Raw genomic sequence first — 18135 nt, forward strand, 5'->3', positions numbered from 1 at the left:
CATCCCAAGTTCATTTTCTTCATTAAAAGACCGGAAAGCTCCTCATAGCTAAAGGCCTTGCGCGCGGATTGCGATTTATCTGTGCTAGCATGCCCGGCTTGGGTGTTTTCAAGCACTGGGCGTTTTTCTGTCCACGCGGTCGATGCCTCATTAATTCTTGATGTGAACCCCAGTCACTCTGGTTCGGTTTCCCGGTTGGCCGTAAGGCTCTTGCCACTGTGAGGCAGGCGTTCTGAATAGAACGGCCGGACTGAATCGCGTACTGGCTCATCCCAACCCACGTGACCTTTGGTAGGGGTCACCACTAGGAGAGGAGGCGCCATGCCCACCATTACTCTTCCCGACGGCAGTCAACGTTCATTCGACCATGCGGTTTCAGTCGCAGAGGTCGCTGCATCCATTGGTGCCGGCCTGGCCAAGGCCACTCTGGCCGGCAAGGTCAATGGCAAGCTGGTCGACGCCTGCGATGTGATCGACGGCGATGCGACCTTGCAAATCATCACGCCAAAAGACCAGGAGGGGCTGGAAATCATTCGCCACTCATGCGCTCACTTGGTGGGGCATGCGGTCAAGCAGCTGTATCCGACGGCCCGGATGGTCATCGGCCCGGTCATCGATGAAGGCTTCTATTACGACATCGCCTACGAGCGTCCTTTCACGCCTGAAGACATGGCCGCCATCGAGCAGCGCATGCAACAGCTGATCGAGAAAGATTACGACGTGATCAAGAAGGTCACGCCGCGCGCCGAAGTGATCGAAGTATTCAAGGCTCGTGGTGAGGACTACAAGCTGCGTTTGGTCGAAGACATGCCGAACGAGCAGGCCATGGGCCTTTACTACCACGAAGAATATGTCGACATGTGCCGCGGTCCGCACGTGCCGAACACGCGTTTCCTGAAGTCCTTCAAGCTGACCAAGTTGTCCGGCGCCTACTGGCGCGGTGATGCCAAGAACGAGCAGTTGCAGCGGATCTACGGTACTGCCTGGGCGGATAAGAAGCAGCTCGCTGCCTATATCCAGCGTATCGAAGAAGCTGAAAAGCGTGACCATCGCAAGATCGGCAAGCGCCTGGGCCTGTTCCATACCCAGGAAGAAGCACCGGGCATGGTGTTCTGGCACCCGAATGGCTGGACCCTGTACCAGGTGCTCGAGCAGTACATGCGCAAGGTGCAGCGTGAAAACGGTTACCTGGAGATCAAGACGCCGCAAGTGGTTGATCGCAGTCTCTGGGAGAAATCCGGGCATTGGGCCAACTATGCCGAAAACATGTTCACCACTGAGTCGGAAAGCCGCGATTACGCGATCAAGCCGATGAACTGCCCGTGCCACGTGCAAGTGTTCAATCAGGGCTTGAAGAGCTACCGCGAGCTGCCGATGCGTCTGGCCGAGTTCGGTGCCTGCCACCGTAACGAGCCGTCCGGTGCGCTGCATGGCATCATGCGCGTGCGTGGCTTCACTCAGGACGATGCTCACATCTTCTGTACTGAAGACCAGATGCAGGCCGAGTCCGCTGCGTTCATCAAGCTGACCATGGATGTCTATGCCGACTTCGGCTTCAAGGACATCGAAATGAAGCTGTCCACTCGCCCTGAAAAACGCGTGGGTTCCGATGAGCTGTGGGATCGCGCGGAAAGTGCGCTGGCTGCCGCTCTGGACAGCGCAGGGTTGCCGTATGATCTGCAACCGGGTGAGGGCGCGTTCTATGGTCCGAAGATTGAATTCTCGCTGAAGGATTGCCTGGGCCGCGTTTGGCAATGCGGTACCTTGCAGCTGGACTTCAACCTGCCGATTCGTCTGGGTGCCGAATACGTATCCGAAGACAACAGCCGCAAGCATCCGGTGATGCTGCACCGGGCGATCCTCGGATCCTTCGAGCGCTTCGTCGGGATTCTGATCGAGCATTACGAGGGCGCGTTCCCTGCGTGGCTGGCTCCGACCCAGGCTGTGGTGATGAATATCACTGATAAACAGGCAGATTTTGCCCTTGAAGTGGAAAAAACACTCAATCAAAGCGGATTTCGTGCCAAGTCCGACTTGAGAAATGAAAAGATCGGCTTTAAAATCCGCGAGCATACTTTGCTCAAGGTTCCCTATCTCTTGGTTATTGGAGATCGGGAGGTCGAGATGCAGACTGTCGCTGTGCGCACCCGTGAAGGTGAAGACCTGGGCTCGATGCCTGTGGACCAATTCTCGGCGTTCCTCGCACAAGCGGTTTCCCGGCGTGGTCGCCAAGATTCGGAGTAATTATTATTAAGCGTGATATGAGACAAGATAAACGAGCTGCACCGAAAGCCCCGATCAACGAGAATATCTCGGCACGCGAGGTTCGGTTAATTGGCGCTGACGGCGAGCAGATTGGCATCGTCTCGATTGATGAAGCGCTTCGTATAGCTGAAGAAGCCAAGCTGGATCTGGTGGAAATCTCCGCCGACGCAGTCCCGCCGGTTTGCCGGGTGATGGATTACGGCAAGTCGATCTTCGAGAAGAAGAAGCAGATTGCTGCGGCGAAGAAGAACCAGAAGCAGATTCAGGTTAAAGAAATCAAGTTTCGTCCAGGGACGGAGGAAGGGGATTACCAGGTAAAACTGCGCAACCTGGTACGTTTCCTGAGTGATGGGGACAGGGCCAAGGTATCCTTGCGATTCCGCGGCCGTGAGATGGCCCACCAGGAGCTGGGGATGGAACTCCTCAAGCGGGTTGAAGCTGACCTGCAAGAGTACGGTTCGGTCGAACAGCATCCTAAGATGGAAGGACGCCAGCTGATCATGGTCATCGCCCCGAAAAAGAAGAAGTAATCAATAGGGCACGGCAGGCCTTCTGATTATGTTTATCAACTGAATGCGGAGTATCCGAACATGCCAAAGATGAAAACCAAAAGTGGTGCTGCTAAGCGGTTTCTGAAAACTGCTAACGGTATCAAGCACAAGCACGCTTTCAAGAGCCACATCCTGACCAAAATGTCGACCAAGCGTAAGCGTCAACTGCGCGGTAGCAGCTTGCTGCATCCGTCTGACGTGGCAAAAGTCGAGCGCATGCTGCGCCTTCGTTAATTTTTGGATCAAGAATAGAGGAAGTAACTCATGGCTCGTGTAAAGCGTGGCGTCATTGCCCGTAAGCGTCACAAAAAAATTCTGAAACTTGCTAAAGGCTACTACGGTGCACGCTCGCGCGTATTCCGTGTTGCCAAGCAAGCGGTAATCAAGGCAGGCCAATACGCCTACCGTGACCGTCGTCAGAAAAAGCGTCAGTTCCGCGCTCTGTGGATCGCTCGTATCAATGCTGGTGCTCGTATCAACGGTCTGTCTTACAGCCGTCTGATCGCTGGCCTGAAAAAAGCGTCCATCGAGATCGACCGTAAGGTTCTGGCTGATCTGGCAGTGAACGAAAAAGCGGCGTTTGCTGCGATTGTCGAGAAAGCTAAAGCCACCTTGGCTTAAGTACCCCCGACAGTCATCCGGGCTCACTTCCGTGGGCTCTGGTGTTAAACGTCATAAATAGGGGAAGAGCCTTCAAGCTCTTCCCCTATTTTGTATCTGGAGTCTGTACATGGAAAACCTGGATGCGCTGGTTTCTCAAGCACTTGAGGCCGTGCAACACGCTGAAGACATCAATGCCCTGGAGCAGATCCGGGTTCACTTCCTTGGCAAGAAGGGCGAGCTGACTCAGGTGATGAAGACCCTGGGCAACCTGCCAGCCGAAGAGCGTCCGCAAGTCGGTGCGCTGATCAACGTGGCCAAGGAGCGTGTGACAGAGGTTCTCAATGCCCGTAAAGCGGCTTTCGAGGAGGCGGAACTCAGCGCCAAGCTCGCCGCTGAATGCATTGACGTGACCCTGCCGGGCCGTGGCCAGACCTCTGGCGGTCTGCACCCGATTACGCGGACCCTGGAACGTATCGAGCAGTTCTTCACCCGTATCGGCTACGGCATTGCCGAAGGCCCTGAGGTCGAAGACGACTATCACAACTTCGAGGCGCTCAACATCCCTGGCCATCACCCGGCCCGGTCGATGCATGACACCTTCTATTTCAATGCGAACATGCTGTTGCGCACCCATACCTCCCCGGTACAGGTTCGCACCATGGAGTCGCAGCAGCCGCCGATCCGCATCGTTTGCCCAGGCCGTGTGTATCGTAGCGACTCGGATATCACCCACTCGCCGATGTTCCACCAGGTCGAAGGCCTGCTGGTTGATCGCGACATCAACTTCGCCGACCTGAAAGGCACCATCGAGGAATTCCTGCGGGTGTTCTTTGAAAAAGAACTGGCCGTGCGTTTCCGCCCTTCGTACTTCCCGTTCACCGAGCCATCCGCTGAAGTCGACATGGAGTGCGTGATGTGCAGCGGTAAAGGCTGCCGTGTCTGCAAACAGACCGGTTGGCTGGAAGTCATGGGTTGCGGCATGGTTCACCCGAACGTGCTGCGTATGTCCGGGATCGATCCGGAAGAATTCCAGGGCTTTGCCTTCGGCATGGGCGCCGAGCGTCTGGCCATGCTGCGTTACGGTGTGAATGACTTGCGCCTGTTCTTCGACAACGACTTGCGGTTCCTCGCGCAATTTCGCTAGTCGCGCGTCCGTAACGAATCTATTAGGAGAGCAGGATGAAATTCAGTGAACAATGGCTGCGCGGCTGGGTTAGCCCGCAGGTAAGTCGCGATGAGCTGGTAGCTCGTCTGTCGATGGCCGGTCTTGAGGTTGACAGCGTTACACCAGCCGCCGGTGATTTCAGTGGTGTCGTGGTGGGCGAGGTGCTGAGCACCGAGCAGCACCCGGATGCCGACAAACTTCGGGTTTGCCAGGTCAGTAATGGCGTGGAAACTTTCCAGGTTGTTTGTGGCGCGCCCAATGTGCGCCCTGGCCTGAAGATCCCGTTTGCGATGATCGGTGCCGAGCTGCCGGGTGACTTCAAGATCAAGAAGGCCAAGCTACGTGGCATTGAGTCCAACGGCATGCTGTGCTCCCAGGCGGAGCTGCAGATTGGTGAAGGCAATGACGGTCTGATGGAACTGCCGGTTGATGCGCCAGTAGGGGAGGACGTTCGTGTCTACCTGAATCTGGAAGATGCCAGCATTGAGGTCGACCTGACTCCGAACCGCGGTGACTGCCTGTCGTTGGCTGGCCTGGCCCGTGAAGTCGGCGCCCTCTACGGGGCTGAAGTGCGGCGTCCGCAAGTGCAAGCGGTCCCGGCGGTGCATGATGAAGTGCGCCCTGTAGAAGTATTGGCACCTGCAGCTTGCCCGCGTTATCTGGGCCGAGTGATTCGTAATGTCGACCTGTCCAAGCCGACTCCGCTGTGGATGGTCGAGCGCTTGCGCCGTGCCGATGTACGCAGCATTGATGCAGCAGTGGATATCACCAACTACGTGATGCTTGAACTGGGTCAGCCGCTGCACGCTTTCGATCTCGCCGAGATCAACGGTGGCATTCGTGTTCGGATGGCGGAAGAGGGCGAGAAGCTGGTACTGCTGGACGGTCAGGAAGTCGCGCTGCGCAGCGATACCCTGGTGATCGCTGACCACACCCGGGCCCTGGCAATTGCCGGCGTGATGGGGGGAGAGCACAGCGGCGTTACTGCAACGACCCGTGACCTGTTCCTGGAAAGCGCTTTCTTCGACCAGATCGCGGTTGCCGGCAAGGCCCGCTCCTACGGCCTGCACACCGATGCCTCCCATCGCTATGAGCGTGGTGTGGACTGGCAACTGGCCCGTGAGGCCATGGAGCGTGCTACGGGGCTGCTGCTGGAAATCACAGGAGGCGACGCCGGTCCGATTATCGAGACCGTCAGCGAACAGTACCTGCCATCCGTAGCGCCTGTGACTTTGCGCGCCGAGCGTATTACTCAGATGCTGGGCATGGAGCTCGACGGTCCCGAGGTGGAGCGTCTGCTCACCGGTCTGGGCCTGACCGTGACCGCTGATGGGGCGGGGCAATGGCGTGTCGAGGTGCCAAGTCATCGTTTCGATATCAGCCTTGAGGTCGACTTGATCGAAGAGCTGGCACGTCTTTACGGCTACAACCGCTTGCCGGTTCGTTACCCGCAGGCGCGCCTTGCTCCTCAGGCCAAGGCGGAAGCCCAAGGTGACCTGCCGGCATTGCGCCGTTTGTTGGTGGCACGTGGTTATCAGGAAGCGATCACCTATAGCTTCATCGATCCGAAACTGTTTGAGCTGTTCAACCCAGGCGTCGAACCGCTACTGCTGGCCAATCCGATTTCGGCGGACATGGCAGCCATGCGTTCCTCGTTGTGGCCTGGCCTGGTCAAGGCGCTGCAACACAACCTGAACCGCCAGCAGGACCGCGTCCGCATGTTTGAAAGCGGCTTGCGTTTTGTCGGTCAGTTGGAAGGCCTGAAGCAGCAGCCTATGCTCGCCGGTGTCGTTTGTGGCAGCCGCTTGCCAGAAGGCTGGGCACAGGGCCGTGATGGTGTGGACTTCTTTGACGTCAAGGCAGATGTCGAGGCGGTACTGGGCTTTGCGGGTGCGCTGGATGCATTTACCTTTGCTCCGGGCAAGCATCCTGCCCTGCACCCTGGCCAGACTGCACGTATCGAGCGTGATGGTCGTGAAGTCGGCTACCTGGGAGCCATTCACCCTGAGTTGGCCAAGCACCTCGGCCTGGATCGTCCGGTCTATGTGTTCGAATTGGTCCTGAGTGAAGTGGCCCAAGGCCGTTTGCCGAAGTTCCACGAACTGTCGCGTTTCCCGGAAGTGCGCCGTGACCTGGCGCTGCTGGCCGATCGTGACGTGGCAGCCAGTGCGGTAATGGACGTAATCCGTGAGAATGCAGGTGAATGGCTGACGGACCTCAGGCTATTTGACGTGTATCAGGGTAAAGGCATTGATCCGCATAGAAAAAGCCTGGCCGTTGGCTTGACCTGGCAGCATCCATCGCGCACTCTTAATGACGATGAGGTGAACTCCACGACGCAAAACATCCTCACCTCGCTCGAACAAAGGTTGAACGCCACGTTAAGGAAGTGACGTATGGGGGCTCTGACGAAAGCTGAAATGGCCGAACGTCTCTACGAAGAGCTAGGCCTGAATAAACGCGAGGCCAAGGAATTGGTCGAGCTATTCTTTGAAGAAATCAGGCACGCTCTCGAAGACAACGAACAGGTCAAATTGTCCGGTTTCGGTAACTTCGACCTTCGGGATAAACGCCAGCGTCCTGGCCGCAACCCGAAAACGGGTGAAGAAATCCCGATCACGGCTCGCCGTGTGGTCACCTTTCGTCCAGGGCAGAAGTTGAAGGCCCGAGTTGAGGCTTATGCTGGAACCAAGTCATAACGACGAGCTCCCGGTCATCCCGGGTAAACGCTACTTCACCATTGGTGAGGTCAGTGAGCTCTGTGCGGTCAAGCCGCATGTGCTGCGTTATTGGGAGCAGGAGTTTCCTCAACTCAACCCCGTCAAACGCCGCGGAAATCGCCGGTATTATCAGCGCCAGGATGTGCTGATGATCCGGCAGATCCGCGCGTTGCTGTACGATCAGGGGTTCACCATCGGCGGAGCGCGCCTGCGTTTGTCTGGTGATGAGGCCAAAGACGACACCACTCAGTACAAGCAACTGATCCGCCAGATGATTTCCGAGCTGGAAGATGTGCTTGTGGTGCTCAAGAAATAATTCAGTGTTTAAATACTTCCACTTTTCAAAAGGTTGCGGTATATTCCTCAACGTTTCCTGAGAAGTGAAACAGGTTTCACGCCTAGTCGGGGCGTAGCGCAGTCCGGTAGCGCACTAGCATGGGGTGCTAGGGGTCGAGTGTTCGAATCACTCCGTCCCGACCATATTTTTCAATGACTTAGCCCAGTCTTCACAGGTTGGGCTTTTTCATGTCCGGAAAATACTCCTACATTTCCCCCCACACAGTTTTTCTGCGAGTTGCTGGCACACAGCTTTCTAATTAGGGGGGGGCGGCTTGCTGTATTTCTTGCTCTTACTTCTGGCGGCTGCTCCGGCAACCGAGAAAGTTGAGGGTCGCCTCACTGGTAAAAACGGCCTCAAGGATTGGAAGATCGTTGTTTATCTTGATGGTCCTTTGCTCGAGGATTGAATCGCCCCGAGTTTCGTAGACGCCTCTATGCCTTAGCCCGAGTGCGATGGCTTTCAGATTTATCAGGGCTTTGGATAAGTTCCCGGTAACAAGATGTTGTGATCAATTTGCTGTACATCGGTGTATCCGCAAAGCGCGAGAGTCAGGTCCATTTCTGTCGCAATGATTTCCAATGCTTTCGCCACTCCTGCTTCGCCCATTGCTCCCAGTCCATAAAGATGGGCGCGCCCGAGCATGGCGCCCTGAGCCCCCAGAGCCAGCGACTTGATCACGTCCTGGCCACTACGAATGCCACTGTCGAGCCAGACGTCAATCTGCCCGCCGACTGCTTGAGCGATGGCCGGCAGCATGTTGATGCTGGAAGGGGCACCATCTAGCTGACGCCCGCCGTGGTTACTGACGATCAATGCATCTGCGCCACTGGCAACGGCCAGGTGTGCGTCCTCAACATCGAGAATGCCTTTCAGAATCAGTGTTCCGCCCCAGCGATCCTTGATCCACTTGATGTCGTCCCAGCACAGTGTTGGGTCGAACTGCTCGTAGGTCCAATCGGCCAACTGACGCAAATCATCCACGCCATCAACGTGTCCCATGATGTTGCCGAAGTAGTGACGGCGAGTGCTGAGCATGCCTTTGATCCAGCGTGGTTTAGTCAGGATGTTCAAAAGGTTGGAGGCAGTTAGGCGTGGCGGGGTACTGAGGCCGTTTTTCAGGTCCTTATGTCGTTGACCGCTCAGTTGTAGGTCGAGAGTCAGTACCAGTGCGTCGCAGCCTGCAGTTTTAGCCCGATCGATCAGTCGGCCGACAAAGTCACGATCACGCATTACATAGAGTTGAAACCAGAAAGGTGCCTCGATTGCGTCGGCGACGTCTTCCAGTGAGCAGATGCTGACCGTTGACAGTGTGTAGCGAATACCGGCCGCAGTCGCAGCACGCGCCGCAAGGATTTCACCATCCGCACGGATCATCCCAGCCAATCCGGTAGGCGCTATGGCCAGTGGCATAGCCATATCGATGCCCAGTCGATTAGCTTTAAGCGATCGATTTTCGAGATTTCTTGCAACGCGCTGGCGCAGTTTGATCTTTGCAAAATCGTCCTGGTTAGCGTGGTAGGTACTTTCGGTCCAAGAGCCTCCATCGACGTAGTCATAGAACATGCGTGGTACACGCTGCTGCGCTATTTTGCGCAGGTCTTCGATGCAAGTAACGATAGGCAATTGGACTGCTCCCGAGTGATGTTCAGAGTCAGCCTAACCTCCTGATAAATCGTCAGCAGGGAAATAATTTCGCATCTACCGAGCCGGTTTTTCCTTAGTGCGGATCAGCCAAGTAACGTTGCCCGTGCTCCACTGCTTCATGGCATATCTGTGTCAGCCAGTGACTGAAAGCTTGTGCCGTCTCTGATCGCTGATGCATGTACAGTTGGTAGTGGTATGAAGGTGCGCTGCGAACATTGCCGACCGCGACCAGTCGCCCGCTGGCCAGCCAATCACGTGCAAGCGATGGCCGCGCAAGGACGACTCCCTGAGCGTTGGCCGCAGCCTCTAGCATCATGCCCAGATCGAGTAAGGACGGTCCGTGGTCTGGCTCGCTCAAGGCTAGATGCGCTTCTTGAAACCAGGGTTGCCAAGGCTCTAGCGGTGAGCGCATCAGCGGCAAGCAAGCGAATTCCTTCGGCAGCTGTATATCTGGGTAACGGCTCAGCAGTTCTGGTGCAGCCAAGGGTTGCAAGAGCTCGTCGAGTAGCCTTTGTTGAGGCTCCACTGTAGCGCTGTCACCACATACTTGGATGTCTCGCTGCGGTGTGTCAGTTCCAGACATGGGAGCGCTTAGTTGAATTTCCAGATCGATGTCTGGGTACTGCTGGCTATGTTCTGCAAGGCGCGGGATCAGGATCTGACGGGCAAACGTAGGTGGACAACTGAGTGTCAGGCGCTGCTTGCGTTGTGCTGGGCGTTGATGAACTGGGATGGCGATCAGTTGAGTCAGTACAGGTGTAAGTTGCTCTAGGTAAATTTGCCCCTGAGCAGTCAGCGCCAGGGTGCCGCCTTGACGATCAAACAACACCAAGCCAAGCAGTTGCTCAAGACCCGCTATACGTTTTCGTAGTGCGCTTCCGGTGAGCGACAGGGCTTCGGCTGCACGCTCAAAACTCTTCAACTGCGCTGCAGTCTGAAAGGCAAGCAGCGCATCGAGAGAGGGGAGTCGATAGTCGTTGCAGCTCTTCATTCTTAATGGACTCCTAAATACTAGAATTTGAACGATCGTTCAGGTCTCTAGCCTTGTTTAAGGTCTATTCAGGCTTCGATCTTACGGTGCTTGAGTGATTTGAGTAGCCCTATCCGTATACGGCCCGGGGAAAAAGATTCCCGTAGATTGAGCTTTTTATTCCCGATGCTGCGTTGTCGCGTTGGTTAGCATCGTCTTCGAGGTTTTTTAAAACAAGAAAAAGGATGATCTGCCATGTTTAAAACCGTTATAGCCAGTTTGACCCTGGCTACCTTCTGCACCTATGCCCAAGCCGAGGCATTGACGGTGGTTTCCGTGGGTGGAATAAACAAAAAATCTCAGCAGGAGGCGTTCTACACCCCTTTTGAGAGGCAGCATTCTGTAGCCGTGCGAGCAGCGGAATACAACGGCGAAATCGGCATGATCAAAGCTCAGGTGGATACCCGAAGCGTTACTTGGGATGTCGTTGAGGTTGACCATGCCGAGTTGCAGCGCGGATGCGAGGAAGGATTGTTCGAGCGCTTGCCGGCGATTCCTGGAGTGCTCAAGGAGGACTTTGTGGACGACGGGGTGAGCGAATGTGGGGTCGGTATTTTTATCTGGTCTACGGCTTTGGTTTATGACCCTAAAGCGGTGTCGAAAGCCCCAAAAGAATGGGCGGACCTTTGGGATCTGGAGAGCTTTCCTGGCAAGCGGGCTCTGCGCAAAGGCGCGAAGCTGACTCTGGAAATCGCCCTGATGGCCGACGGCGTGCCACGTGATCAGGTTTATCAGGTGCTGCGACAAGCCGGTGGCGTAGACCGGGCCTTTCGCAAACTGGATCAGATCAAAACACAGATACAGTGGTGGGAGTCAGGCGCTCAGCCGATGCAATGGCTGGCGGCTGGAGATGTCAGCATGACGTCTGTGTACATCACCCGGGCAATCAGTGCCCAAAAGGAGGGGTACGACTTCCCGTTAGTGTGGAATGGCAGTCTCTATGACATGGATAGCTGGGCCATAGTCAAAGGCAGCCGGAACCAGGAAGCAGCGCTGAAGTTCATAGCGTTTGCGAGCTTGCCGCAGCAGCAAAAAATATTCGCCGAAAAGATGTTCAACGGTCCCACTCATAAGCAGACCATGGAACTGATCGCTCCCGAAACGCGCAATAGTTTTCCTACCTCTGAGCAGAACTTGGCTCAGGCCCTGAAGGTTGATAGCGACTTCTGGATTGATCACGGGACAGAGCTTGAAGAGCGCTTTAACGCTTGGGCAGCGCGGTAAAGCAAACTGCCCGGCACTGAAGTGTCGGGCAGAGGATACGCATACCGAACAGTAAACGGTGCGGACAGCTCATCTCCAAGAGCTGAATTCCAGAGGGGATTTCCATGCTCACAGCTTTTCCAACTCAGACATATATTGATCGTATCGAGGCGATAAAACGCCGCCTTATCGACCAGGCTTTGGAAGCTTTGGTGGTCAATAATCCATCGAATATCAACTACCTGACGGGTTTCGATAGCTTGGGCTTTCTTTGGTACCAAGCATTGATCATTTCGCCGAAGTTAGCTGAGCCGATTTTCATTACTCGCACCAGCGAAGAGTCTTGCACGTGGGAGTTGTCATGTATTAAGGATGCGATCTTCTACGATATCGCCAAGGAAGATCCACTGCGCATCGTCGCAGAAATGCTAGCCCAGGCTGGCTTGAGTCATGCCCGGATTGGACTTGAGTTGTCTGCCTCGACATTTTCGCCGTTGCAGTTTCAAGCCTTGTGCGGCTACCTCTCTGAGGCGCATTTCAAGGATGCTTCTCTGGTCGTCGCTGAAGAGCGTCTGATTAAAAGCCCCCAGGAAATTGCCTATCAACGTAGCGCGGCACGCATGGCGGATCTTGGTATGCAGGCAGCATTTGACGCCTTACGCCCTGGTATATCAGAGGTGGAAGTGGCCGGTATTGTTGCTCAAGCCTTGGGTAAAGCAGGTAGTGAAAATGCCGCCATCAGCCCAATGTGTGCAGGGGGCCGACGTAGCACCATGCCTAACGTAATGCCTCATCGACAGACCATCAGCTATGGCGATGTTGTGGTTCTTGAGCACGCAGGTGTCTGCAACCGTTATCACGCGACCCTGATGCGCACGGCCGTTGTTGGGAGGCCAACCCTACGTGTGCGAGAAGTTTCAACTTTGCTTACTGAAGCATTCGGTGCCGCCATCGATACGGCCAAGCCTGGTACCCCAGTTGGCGAGGTTAATCGGGTGTGCAACGAAATACTTGATCGTATTGATCTCTCACGTACTCGTGTACATCGCATTGGCTGTAGTTTGGGCTTGGCCTATCCCTCGACTTGGACTGAAGCCATGACGCTCGACGCCATGGACGACCATGTGTTTGAGCCCAATATGTCGTTCTCCATTGAGCCGAATCTATCGCTGTATGACGAGGGCTTCGGTATCAAGTTAGGCGATACGGTGCTTTGTAGTTCGGAAGGTTCAAGCAGTTTGTCCGCGTTGCCCCCTGAGTTGGTGATCATTGATTGAGAATCTGCCTGATGGACATCTTTTGGCATGACGACGTACTGCGCCACGAAACCGGTGCTGGGGTATTTGAAGCACCAGCGAGTCCTCTACTGTTTGAGCAGATGCAACATCCGGAAGGCATCTTCAGGTTGCTCAACATGCGGGCAATCTTACAGTCAGGTCCTGTTGCCGCTAGTTTGCGTTGGCACCGTGGTCGCCATGCGACGGCTGTGGAAGTACTGCGTTTTCATGAAGCGAGCTACCTCGATGAACTCATTGAGGCGAATCAAGAAGGGCGTCGCTTTAGTCCAACAACTCTGATGAGTGCTGGCAGCCTATTCGGCTTTTTGGCGGCCGCTGGCACCAGCGTCGCCGCGGGGCAGAGTGTACTGAGCAGTGGTAGACCGGCGATGGCCCTGGTTCGGCCGCCGGGCCATCATGCGATGCCCGCTAGGGCTGATGGTTACTGCTTTCTCAACAATGTAGCCATCGCTGCCCGAGCGCTGCAGGCAAGTGGAGTCGAGAGGGTGGCGATCCTTGATTGGGATGTACATCACGGCAACGGTACCCAGGAAGGCTTCTATGAGGATCCGACGGTCTTCACTGTTTCGTTGCATATGGATCACGGTGCTTGGGGTGAAAGTCATCCGCAGACTGGAGGTGTTGAGGAGATTGGACGAGGGGCCGGGTTGGGTTACAACTTGAATCTGCCTTTGCCAATGGGCTCGGGTGATCTCTTGTATGAGCGAGTCCTAGTGGAGTTGGCGACGCCACTCCTGCGCCACTTCGCACCTCATATATTGATTATCGCCAACGGCCTGGACGCTTCACAGTTTGATCCCAATGGCCGCCAGTTACTAACGATGCAGGGCTTCAACCGGTTGGCGCGACAGGCGCGGGCATTGGCCAACGAGTTGTGTGAAGGACGTCTGCTGGTGGTGCAGGAGGGGGGTTACAACCCGGCTTATAGTGCTTTTTGTCTGCATGCCGCGACCGAGGGATTTCTTGACCGCCCCTCGTCGTTGCCGGATCCATTGGCCTATTTGCCAGAGTCAGTGGGGCGAGATGCGCGGGATTTCCTGGACCTGAAGCGGCGCTTGGAGGAGGTTGGGGGGCGTTTGGTGCGAGCTTGAGGGGCATCATCTCAGAGTCTTGTACGCCGTAGCGGCCATTCGATTTGAATCGCCCCGGATTCTCTAGACACCTTGCAAACTCATTGGACTGCCCCCGGCACCGTAGACATCTCCATGGTGCTCTACTGAGCTGTGAGCGATAGCAATCTTTTATGCCAGCACCAAATAGGGATTGTTCAACGGTAATTGTGCGAACAATAAGCCAGGATCTTTGAGCAAGTAGCCATGCAGTCGCCTGGACTTACGCGCTCCTGTCACCTTACAGGTCCAAATATTCAAACCGTTGGCCTGTTTACGATGTAGCTGTAACTGCTCGAAGCGTTTTTGCACCCACTGCCAGTCTGAAATTTTATCCTGCTTGGAGAAGTGAGCTATCTGGGGATGCTCCTGTGCGTAGCGCTGGAATATGCCTGGACTTACCAGATAGGCCGTGTCGATAACGGTATGCACCAGGGCTTTTGTGTCGTTGATGATGAGCTTGTGGGACGCGATACTTTGGCTCAACCAGTGGATGAAGTGTTCGCCTGAAGGAGGGGGGGTGTACTCCGAGGATGCTGGAGAGTCGTCCAGAGCTGGGTGTAGGTGAGCTGTTAGATCCTTACTGTCCTGATCTTGAATATCTGACGGATAGTCGATGGGGCCGAAAAACTCCGGCAGATCATTGATGCCGTAAGGAAGGTCGATCGGTGGCTGGTTGTCGACTGGGAATTGCTCGTTAATTGCACCAACAGGGGAAGTGGAGGCGGCGGTCACTTCCTCCACTACCTTGATCGTGCCTGTATAAGGATCGGGGCGTTCATCCTTCTCCCAGATCAGTGCTGGAGCCAGTCGCAGTAACGTCAGGGTATGTGACCAATCACCATGGGTGACAGTTGCTTTCCAGATGGCTTTGTTGTCTTGAGTGGCCTGGAGAATGCCGTGGTCCTGCAATACGTTGAACACATCGGTGTTGCTGGTAGGAATACCCTCAACACCCTGGCCCAACAGGTGTGCACGTAGCTTGTCCGAGACTGTCTTGCTCACCAGCCACAGTGAGTCCGCTGTCAGCCAGCCATCTGACGCTTTGGCTTGGTTCAGCTTCAGTTCTTCCTTGATCAGATAGCGCAGGCCCTCGAGCAGCTTGCGCTGCAGCGCGTTGCGTGGGGCTGTCAGTGCTTTACCTGGATCACCTCCCAACTCCTGAGCGACGGACGCCTGATCGGCCTGGATTACCAGTTCGCCCAGAACACCTGCATGTTCGTACTGGCCAGCCAATAGATAGAGCAGTGGTGTCCAAAGATTGGGGTATAGGCTTAGCCAATCGAGGATATGACCGTCGAGCACTTGGCGGTATAGCAGTCCGGTCGCGGCTCCATGCAGCCGGTATTCGCGATCTTTGCGATAGCGCAAGCGATAGGGACCTTGTAGTGGTCCGTGCCACGGGTGCCAAATTCGTCCTCCTTCCTGTTCGACATGGATATCAACGGCGATCTTGCCAAGGTCATGCAGTAGAGCTGCATAAGCGATGGCGGCGGTCCATGCTTCCGCCTGTGCAGCTTGGTCCTCGGGTGTGACGCCTGCGGGCAGTAGGTGCGATTGTCGTAACTTCAGCGCGTAGGCGACGACCTCCAGTCCATGGTCGAGCATGCCCCCCGGATAGGCATGATGATGACTTTCCGACGCCGGGAAATGCTGGACCAGTTCCGCGTAGCGCTGTAGCGGCTGTAAATACAGCAAGGTGAATTGTTCGCGTGAAAGCGAGGTGCGTTGCCAGATATGCTCCAGCAGTTTCTGCCGGCGAGAGGTAGCCAGCAGTGACTCGGCTGGTTCTGCCATCCTCATGCCGCTTGGCGGATCGCGGGGGATTTTGGATTCTGGTGGTTCAACAGTCGAGGCTGCCTTTTTACGCTTGAACATCCGGAGCATGTGAGCACCTGATCTTGGATGGAGCAGGGTGGTTGTTTCTCCCTTTCGGGTAGGGCCTTTCCCCCTTGAATCCTTTCCCTTGAGCTTCAGTCCATTTATCCCTTTGCTTGACCCTTTTGTGGCACTAGGCTGTCCGCCATCTACTTTGGTTTGGTATTGGCGGCATCAAGTGTGTTGCTGTGCGCGTCCAACTGCGCACAAGCAACTTGGGATCAGTGATCTCAGTGGATTTCAAAACCGCCGCAGTCCCTTAGGAACTCAGCGAATGCCTGGACGTTCTCGACTTCAAACGGATAGTGGCAAGCTGGGTTCAAGGCTTGGCCCAATCCGTTACAGCCATTGCAGTGCATTTCGCCAGGCCCGGTCCGAGGTGGTTCGGTACGTTTACCCGTTGCGCCGCAAATGGTGCATGGCTCTAGTGGTAGCGCCTCCAGCTTTTTCTGATAGCGATCCGCATAGCGCTTTGTGTGACCGGATTCGATTGCGGCCATCAAATGACCTGACAGTGTGCGCGATGCATCACTTGTCAGGCCCCAGCCATTCCTGGAGTGGCCAAGGTTGACGGTTGGGATGAGGTCGGGAGCTATTTTCTCGCAGTAGCTCCACAAGGGATTCCACCAGCCAATGCTGTTGCAGAAATATTGACCCACCTTCGAACTGGGGGCCTTTCCATAAACGTCTACGTCCATGATCAACACTCCTTCACAGGGGAGCACACCTTCAGCTTTTCTCCGAATGATGTTTTGAATAGAGAAGGGATGCTCCGGTTGCAAAAAAGAGGCATCCGGCCCAGGGCTCGGAGGCCCGTTGGGGAAGAGCAATAATCCAGAGACGCATCATCGATAATCAATGCGTCGCAGCTTCGCCGAGGGAGGGCTCTGGATGAGGCTGCGAAGGTATCGCCTGACGCGGCGACAGGGCGGGTCAAGCAACTGACCAACAACATCTCCGGTATAAATCCACTGATGCCTCGTCACTAGCGTCAATGCGACGGGCAAGCGCTTCTCTTTGATGAGTGCACGTACCAGGAGTCGCTCGAAGAAAGAGCTGTACCGCGTCACAACCCCTGGTATTTAGCTGGCTTGACGATGTAAGAATAGTTCCTTACTGTTTGGGCGTAACCCAAACAGGAGCCTGCCATGCCCATCCACGAACTTGCGACCCTGACCTCCAAAGGCCAGATCACGTTGCCGAAATCGGTCCGCCAGCTTCTGGGCGTCGATACCGGTGGCAAGGTCGCGTTTGATCTGCGCGACGGCGAGATCGTGGTGTCGCGGGCTGATGACGAACATGAAGACCCGGCGATTGGGGCCTTTCTGAGTCTGCTGACGGCGGATATCGAGGCCGGCCGGCATGTGCAGGTATTGCCGGACGATCTTGCTCGAGCCTTGCTGAAAAACGCTGAGCTTCACGTTGACCTGGATGCGCCAATTGATGGCGATGTGGAGCTTTGATGCAAAGCCACGGATGGACGCTGCTGTTTCATGAGTGTGTGGTGCAGCAGTTGCAAAAGCTACATGTGGCGGCGCAGCGAGCTGAGCGGAATGACCCCGAGGGCTTTGCTGCCAATGCCAACGTCAAGCTGTTCCGAGCGTTGAGCCAGCTCATCACCGAGGTGGTTCCGGGAAATCCAGCGCGTGATGAGTACAGACAAGGCAACACATTGGGGCCTGCTCACCGCCACTGGAGGCGGGCTAAGATAGGTCGGCGCTTCCGGTTGTTTTTTCGCTATGACTCCATAGCCAGAGTGATCGTGTTCGCTTGGGTTAATGATGAGCAGACGCTACGCTCGTCAGGCAGCAGGTCCGACCCCTATGCGGTATTCGAGAAGATGCTTGGCAAAGGTCATCCACCGGACGACTGGGCTGCCTTGATTGCGGCCAGCCGAACCGACTGGATCAACACTGAGGAATAGTGTTCAACGTGTGAGGTGATGGCGATGAGCAAGATCAAGCATCCCACGAAGGCCGAGCGATTGGGACGGTGGTTCGGCGGGGTGTGGCGAGGCCTGGTTCGTCGTGATGCTCGGCTTGCTGTTTGGCTGAATGGCAAAGGCCTGTCTATTGAGGCAACCAAGGTCCTGATCTGGTTTTTACGGCTGGTGTTTTTTGGTCTGTTGTTTTACGCCGCTCTCAGGCTTGCGCTCATCGTCGTGTTTGCTCTGGCGGCCGCTTGGGTCGCTCGTAATAGCCCTCCTACTGATTGGAGCCAGAATTCATCAGGCAGGCCTGAGGACCCGAAGGAATGCCTTTCCTATGACCCAATGAATTCTGACAACGATTACAGCGATGAGCGCTTCCCGAAATGGTGACGTGAAGTC

At 55.5% G+C, this 18135-nt stretch carries 18 protein-coding genes and 1 tRNA gene; 15 read left to right on the plus strand and 4 right to left on the minus strand.

Annotated elements, in window-relative coordinates:
• The first annotated feature begins 321 nt into the window (after positions 1–321).
• The 9 genes from thrS to ACZ5BO_RS12000 all read left to right on the plus strand — a co-directional run bounded on the left by thrS (position 322) and on the right by ACZ5BO_RS12000 (position 7784).
• On the plus strand, positions 322–2244 hold the full coding sequence (gene thrS, locus ACZ5BO_RS11960) for a threonine--tRNA ligase (protein WP_025130150.1): 1923 nt from the start codon (positions 322–324) through the stop codon (positions 2242–2244).
• Positions 2244–2795: a translation initiation factor IF-3 gene (infC, locus tag ACZ5BO_RS11965; protein WP_169893379.1), complete on the plus strand. Its 552-nt coding sequence runs from the start codon at positions 2244–2246 to the stop codon at positions 2793–2795. The genes thrS and infC overlap by 1 nt, the downstream gene beginning before the upstream one ends.
• Positions 2796–2855: 60 nt before the next feature.
• The gene (gene rpmI, locus ACZ5BO_RS11970; RefSeq protein ID WP_002553160.1) at positions 2856–3050 is read left to right on the plus strand and encodes a 50S ribosomal protein L35; all 195 of its coding nucleotides are present in this window, start codon (positions 2856–2858) and stop codon (positions 3048–3050) included.
• A gap of 30 nt (positions 3051–3080) precedes the next feature.
• Entirely contained in the window at positions 3081–3437 is a 357-nt protein-coding gene (rplT, locus tag ACZ5BO_RS11975) for a 50S ribosomal protein L20 (protein WP_081818697.1), read from the plus strand.
• 109 nt (positions 3438–3546) lie between these two features.
• Positions 3547–4563: a phenylalanine--tRNA ligase subunit alpha gene (pheS, locus tag ACZ5BO_RS11980; RefSeq protein ID WP_025130149.1), complete on the plus strand. Its 1017-nt coding sequence runs from the start codon at positions 3547–3549 to the stop codon at positions 4561–4563.
• Between the two features lie 35 nt (positions 4564–4598).
• Positions 4599–6977 carry a phenylalanine--tRNA ligase subunit beta gene (gene pheT, locus ACZ5BO_RS11985; protein ID WP_464699894.1) on the plus strand — a complete coding sequence of 793 codons (2379 nt, stop codon included), beginning with the start codon at positions 4599–4601 and terminating at the stop codon, positions 6975–6977.
• Positions 6978–6980: 3 nt separating this feature from the next.
• Positions 6981–7283 carry an integration host factor subunit alpha gene (gene ihfA / locus ACZ5BO_RS11990; protein ID WP_002553164.1) on the plus strand — a complete coding sequence of 101 codons (303 nt, stop codon included), beginning with the start codon at positions 6981–6983 and terminating at the stop codon, positions 7281–7283.
• On the plus strand, positions 7264–7620 hold the full coding sequence (locus ACZ5BO_RS11995) for a MerR family transcriptional regulator (RefSeq protein ID WP_007920509.1): 357 nt from the start codon (positions 7264–7266) through the stop codon (positions 7618–7620). Before ihfA ends, ACZ5BO_RS11995 begins: the two co-directional genes overlap by 20 nt.
• 87 nt (positions 7621–7707) lie before the next feature.
• Positions 7708–7784, plus strand: a tRNA-Pro gene (locus tag ACZ5BO_RS12000).
• A gap of 328 nt (positions 7785–8112) precedes the next feature.
• Here the strand turns inward: ACZ5BO_RS12000 and ACZ5BO_RS12005 are convergent.
• The gene (locus ACZ5BO_RS12005; protein WP_464699896.1) at positions 8113–9267 is read right to left on the minus strand and encodes an alpha-hydroxy acid oxidase; all 1155 of its coding nucleotides are present in this window, start codon (positions 9265–9267) and stop codon (positions 8113–8115) included.
• A 94-nt stretch (positions 9268–9361) separates the two neighbouring features.
• Positions 9362–10279 (minus strand): LysR substrate-binding domain-containing protein, encoded by a 918-nt coding sequence (locus tag ACZ5BO_RS12010; RefSeq protein ID WP_464699898.1) that lies wholly within the window; start codon positions 10277–10279, stop codon positions 9362–9364.
• Positions 10280–10513: 234 nt separating this feature from the next.
• Here ACZ5BO_RS12010 and ACZ5BO_RS12015 point away from each other — a divergent pair, with 234 nt between their 5' ends.
• From ACZ5BO_RS12015 to ACZ5BO_RS12025, 3 genes are all read left to right on the plus strand, one after another.
• Positions 10514–11542 carry an ABC transporter substrate-binding protein gene (locus tag ACZ5BO_RS12015; protein ID WP_464699900.1) on the plus strand — a complete coding sequence of 343 codons (1029 nt, stop codon included), beginning with the start codon at positions 10514–10516 and terminating at the stop codon, positions 11540–11542.
• 104 nt (positions 11543–11646) lie between these two features.
• On the plus strand, positions 11647–12798 hold the full coding sequence (locus ACZ5BO_RS12020; protein WP_464699902.1) for a M24 family metallopeptidase: 1152 nt from the start codon (positions 11647–11649) through the stop codon (positions 12796–12798).
• 11 nt (positions 12799–12809) lie between these two features.
• A complete protein-coding gene (locus ACZ5BO_RS12025) occupies positions 12810–13910 on the plus strand; it encodes an arginase family protein (RefSeq protein WP_464699904.1) in 1101 nt (366 codons plus the stop codon).
• A gap of 150 nt (positions 13911–14060) precedes the next feature.
• On the opposite strand, the gene mobH is transcribed toward ACZ5BO_RS12025, so the two are convergent.
• Together mobH and ACZ5BO_RS12035 are read right to left on the minus strand one after the other, a co-directional pair.
• Positions 14061–15731, minus strand: coding sequence for a MobH family relaxase (gene mobH / locus ACZ5BO_RS12030; protein ID WP_464701238.1), 1671 nt, complete (start codon positions 15729–15731; stop codon positions 14061–14063).
• A gap of 305 nt (positions 15732–16036) precedes the next feature.
• Positions 16037–16504 carry a hypothetical protein gene (locus ACZ5BO_RS12035; protein WP_464699906.1) on the minus strand — a complete coding sequence of 156 codons (468 nt, stop codon included), beginning with the start codon at positions 16502–16504 and terminating at the stop codon, positions 16037–16039.
• A gap of 450 nt (positions 16505–16954) precedes the next feature.
• Between ACZ5BO_RS12035 and ACZ5BO_RS12040 the strand changes: the two genes are divergently transcribed.
• The 3 genes from ACZ5BO_RS12040 to ACZ5BO_RS12050 are packed head-to-tail and all read left to right on the plus strand — an operon-like array spanning position 16955 to position 18126.
• The gene (locus ACZ5BO_RS12040; protein WP_464699908.1) at positions 16955–17269 is read left to right on the plus strand and encodes a type II toxin-antitoxin system PrlF family antitoxin; all 315 of its coding nucleotides are present in this window, start codon (positions 16955–16957) and stop codon (positions 17267–17269) included.
• Positions 17269–17730: a type II toxin-antitoxin system YhaV family toxin gene (locus tag ACZ5BO_RS12045; protein WP_464699910.1), complete on the plus strand. Its 462-nt coding sequence runs from the start codon at positions 17269–17271 to the stop codon at positions 17728–17730. Before ACZ5BO_RS12040 ends, ACZ5BO_RS12045 begins: the two co-directional genes overlap by 1 nt.
• Positions 17731–17754: 24 nt before the next feature.
• Positions 17755–18126 (plus strand): DUF3742 family protein, encoded by a 372-nt coding sequence (locus ACZ5BO_RS12050; protein WP_464699912.1) that lies wholly within the window; start codon positions 17755–17757, stop codon positions 18124–18126.
• The last annotated feature ends 9 nt before the right edge of the window (positions 18127–18135 follow it).

The organism is Pseudomonas sp. FFPRI_1, assembly GCF_055384485.1.

What these genes read in the sequence shown, in the direction of transcription:
- thrS (WP_025130150.1), top strand. Translation starts at nt 322, where the DNA reads ATGCCCACCATTACTCTTCCCGACGGCAGTCAACGTTCATTCGACCAT.
- rpmI (WP_002553160.1), top strand. Translation starts at nt 2,856, where the DNA reads ATGCCAAAGATGAAAACCAAAAGTGGTGCTGCTAAGCGGTTTCTGAAA.
- rplT (WP_081818697.1), top strand. Translation starts at nt 3,081, where the DNA reads ATGGCTCGTGTAAAGCGTGGCGTCATTGCCCGTAAGCGTCACAAAAAA.
- pheS (WP_025130149.1), top strand. Translation starts at nt 3,547, where the DNA reads ATGGAAAACCTGGATGCGCTGGTTTCTCAAGCACTTGAGGCCGTGCAA.
- pheT (WP_464699894.1), top strand. Translation starts at nt 4,599, where the DNA reads ATGAAATTCAGTGAACAATGGCTGCGCGGCTGGGTTAGCCCGCAGGTA.
- ihfA (WP_002553164.1), top strand. Translation starts at nt 6,981, where the DNA reads ATGGGGGCTCTGACGAAAGCTGAAATGGCCGAACGTCTCTACGAAGAG.
- ACZ5BO_RS11995 (WP_007920509.1), top strand. Translation starts at nt 7,264, where the DNA reads ATGCTGGAACCAAGTCATAACGACGAGCTCCCGGTCATCCCGGGTAAA.
- ACZ5BO_RS12010 (WP_464699898.1), bottom strand. Translation starts at nt 10,279, where the DNA reads ATGAAGAGCTGCAACGACTATCGACTCCCCTCTCTCGATGCGCTGCTT.
- ACZ5BO_RS12015 (WP_464699900.1), top strand. Translation starts at nt 10,514, where the DNA reads ATGTTTAAAACCGTTATAGCCAGTTTGACCCTGGCTACCTTCTGCACC.
- ACZ5BO_RS12020 (WP_464699902.1), top strand. Translation starts at nt 11,647, where the DNA reads ATGCTCACAGCTTTTCCAACTCAGACATATATTGATCGTATCGAGGCG.
- ACZ5BO_RS12025 (WP_464699904.1), top strand. Translation starts at nt 12,810, where the DNA reads ATGGACATCTTTTGGCATGACGACGTACTGCGCCACGAAACCGGTGCT.
- mobH (WP_464701238.1), bottom strand. Translation starts at nt 15,731, where the DNA reads ATGAGGATGGCAGAACCAGCCGAGTCACTGCTGGCTACCTCTCGCCGG.
- ACZ5BO_RS12035 (WP_464699906.1), bottom strand. Translation starts at nt 16,504, where the DNA reads ATGGACGTAGACGTTTATGGAAAGGCCCCCAGTTCGAAGGTGGGTCAA.
- ACZ5BO_RS12040 (WP_464699908.1), top strand. Translation starts at nt 16,955, where the DNA reads ATGCCCATCCACGAACTTGCGACCCTGACCTCCAAAGGCCAGATCACG.
- ACZ5BO_RS12045 (WP_464699910.1), top strand. Translation starts at nt 17,269, where the DNA reads ATGCAAAGCCACGGATGGACGCTGCTGTTTCATGAGTGTGTGGTGCAG.
- ACZ5BO_RS12050 (WP_464699912.1), top strand. Translation starts at nt 17,755, where the DNA reads ATGAGCAAGATCAAGCATCCCACGAAGGCCGAGCGATTGGGACGGTGG.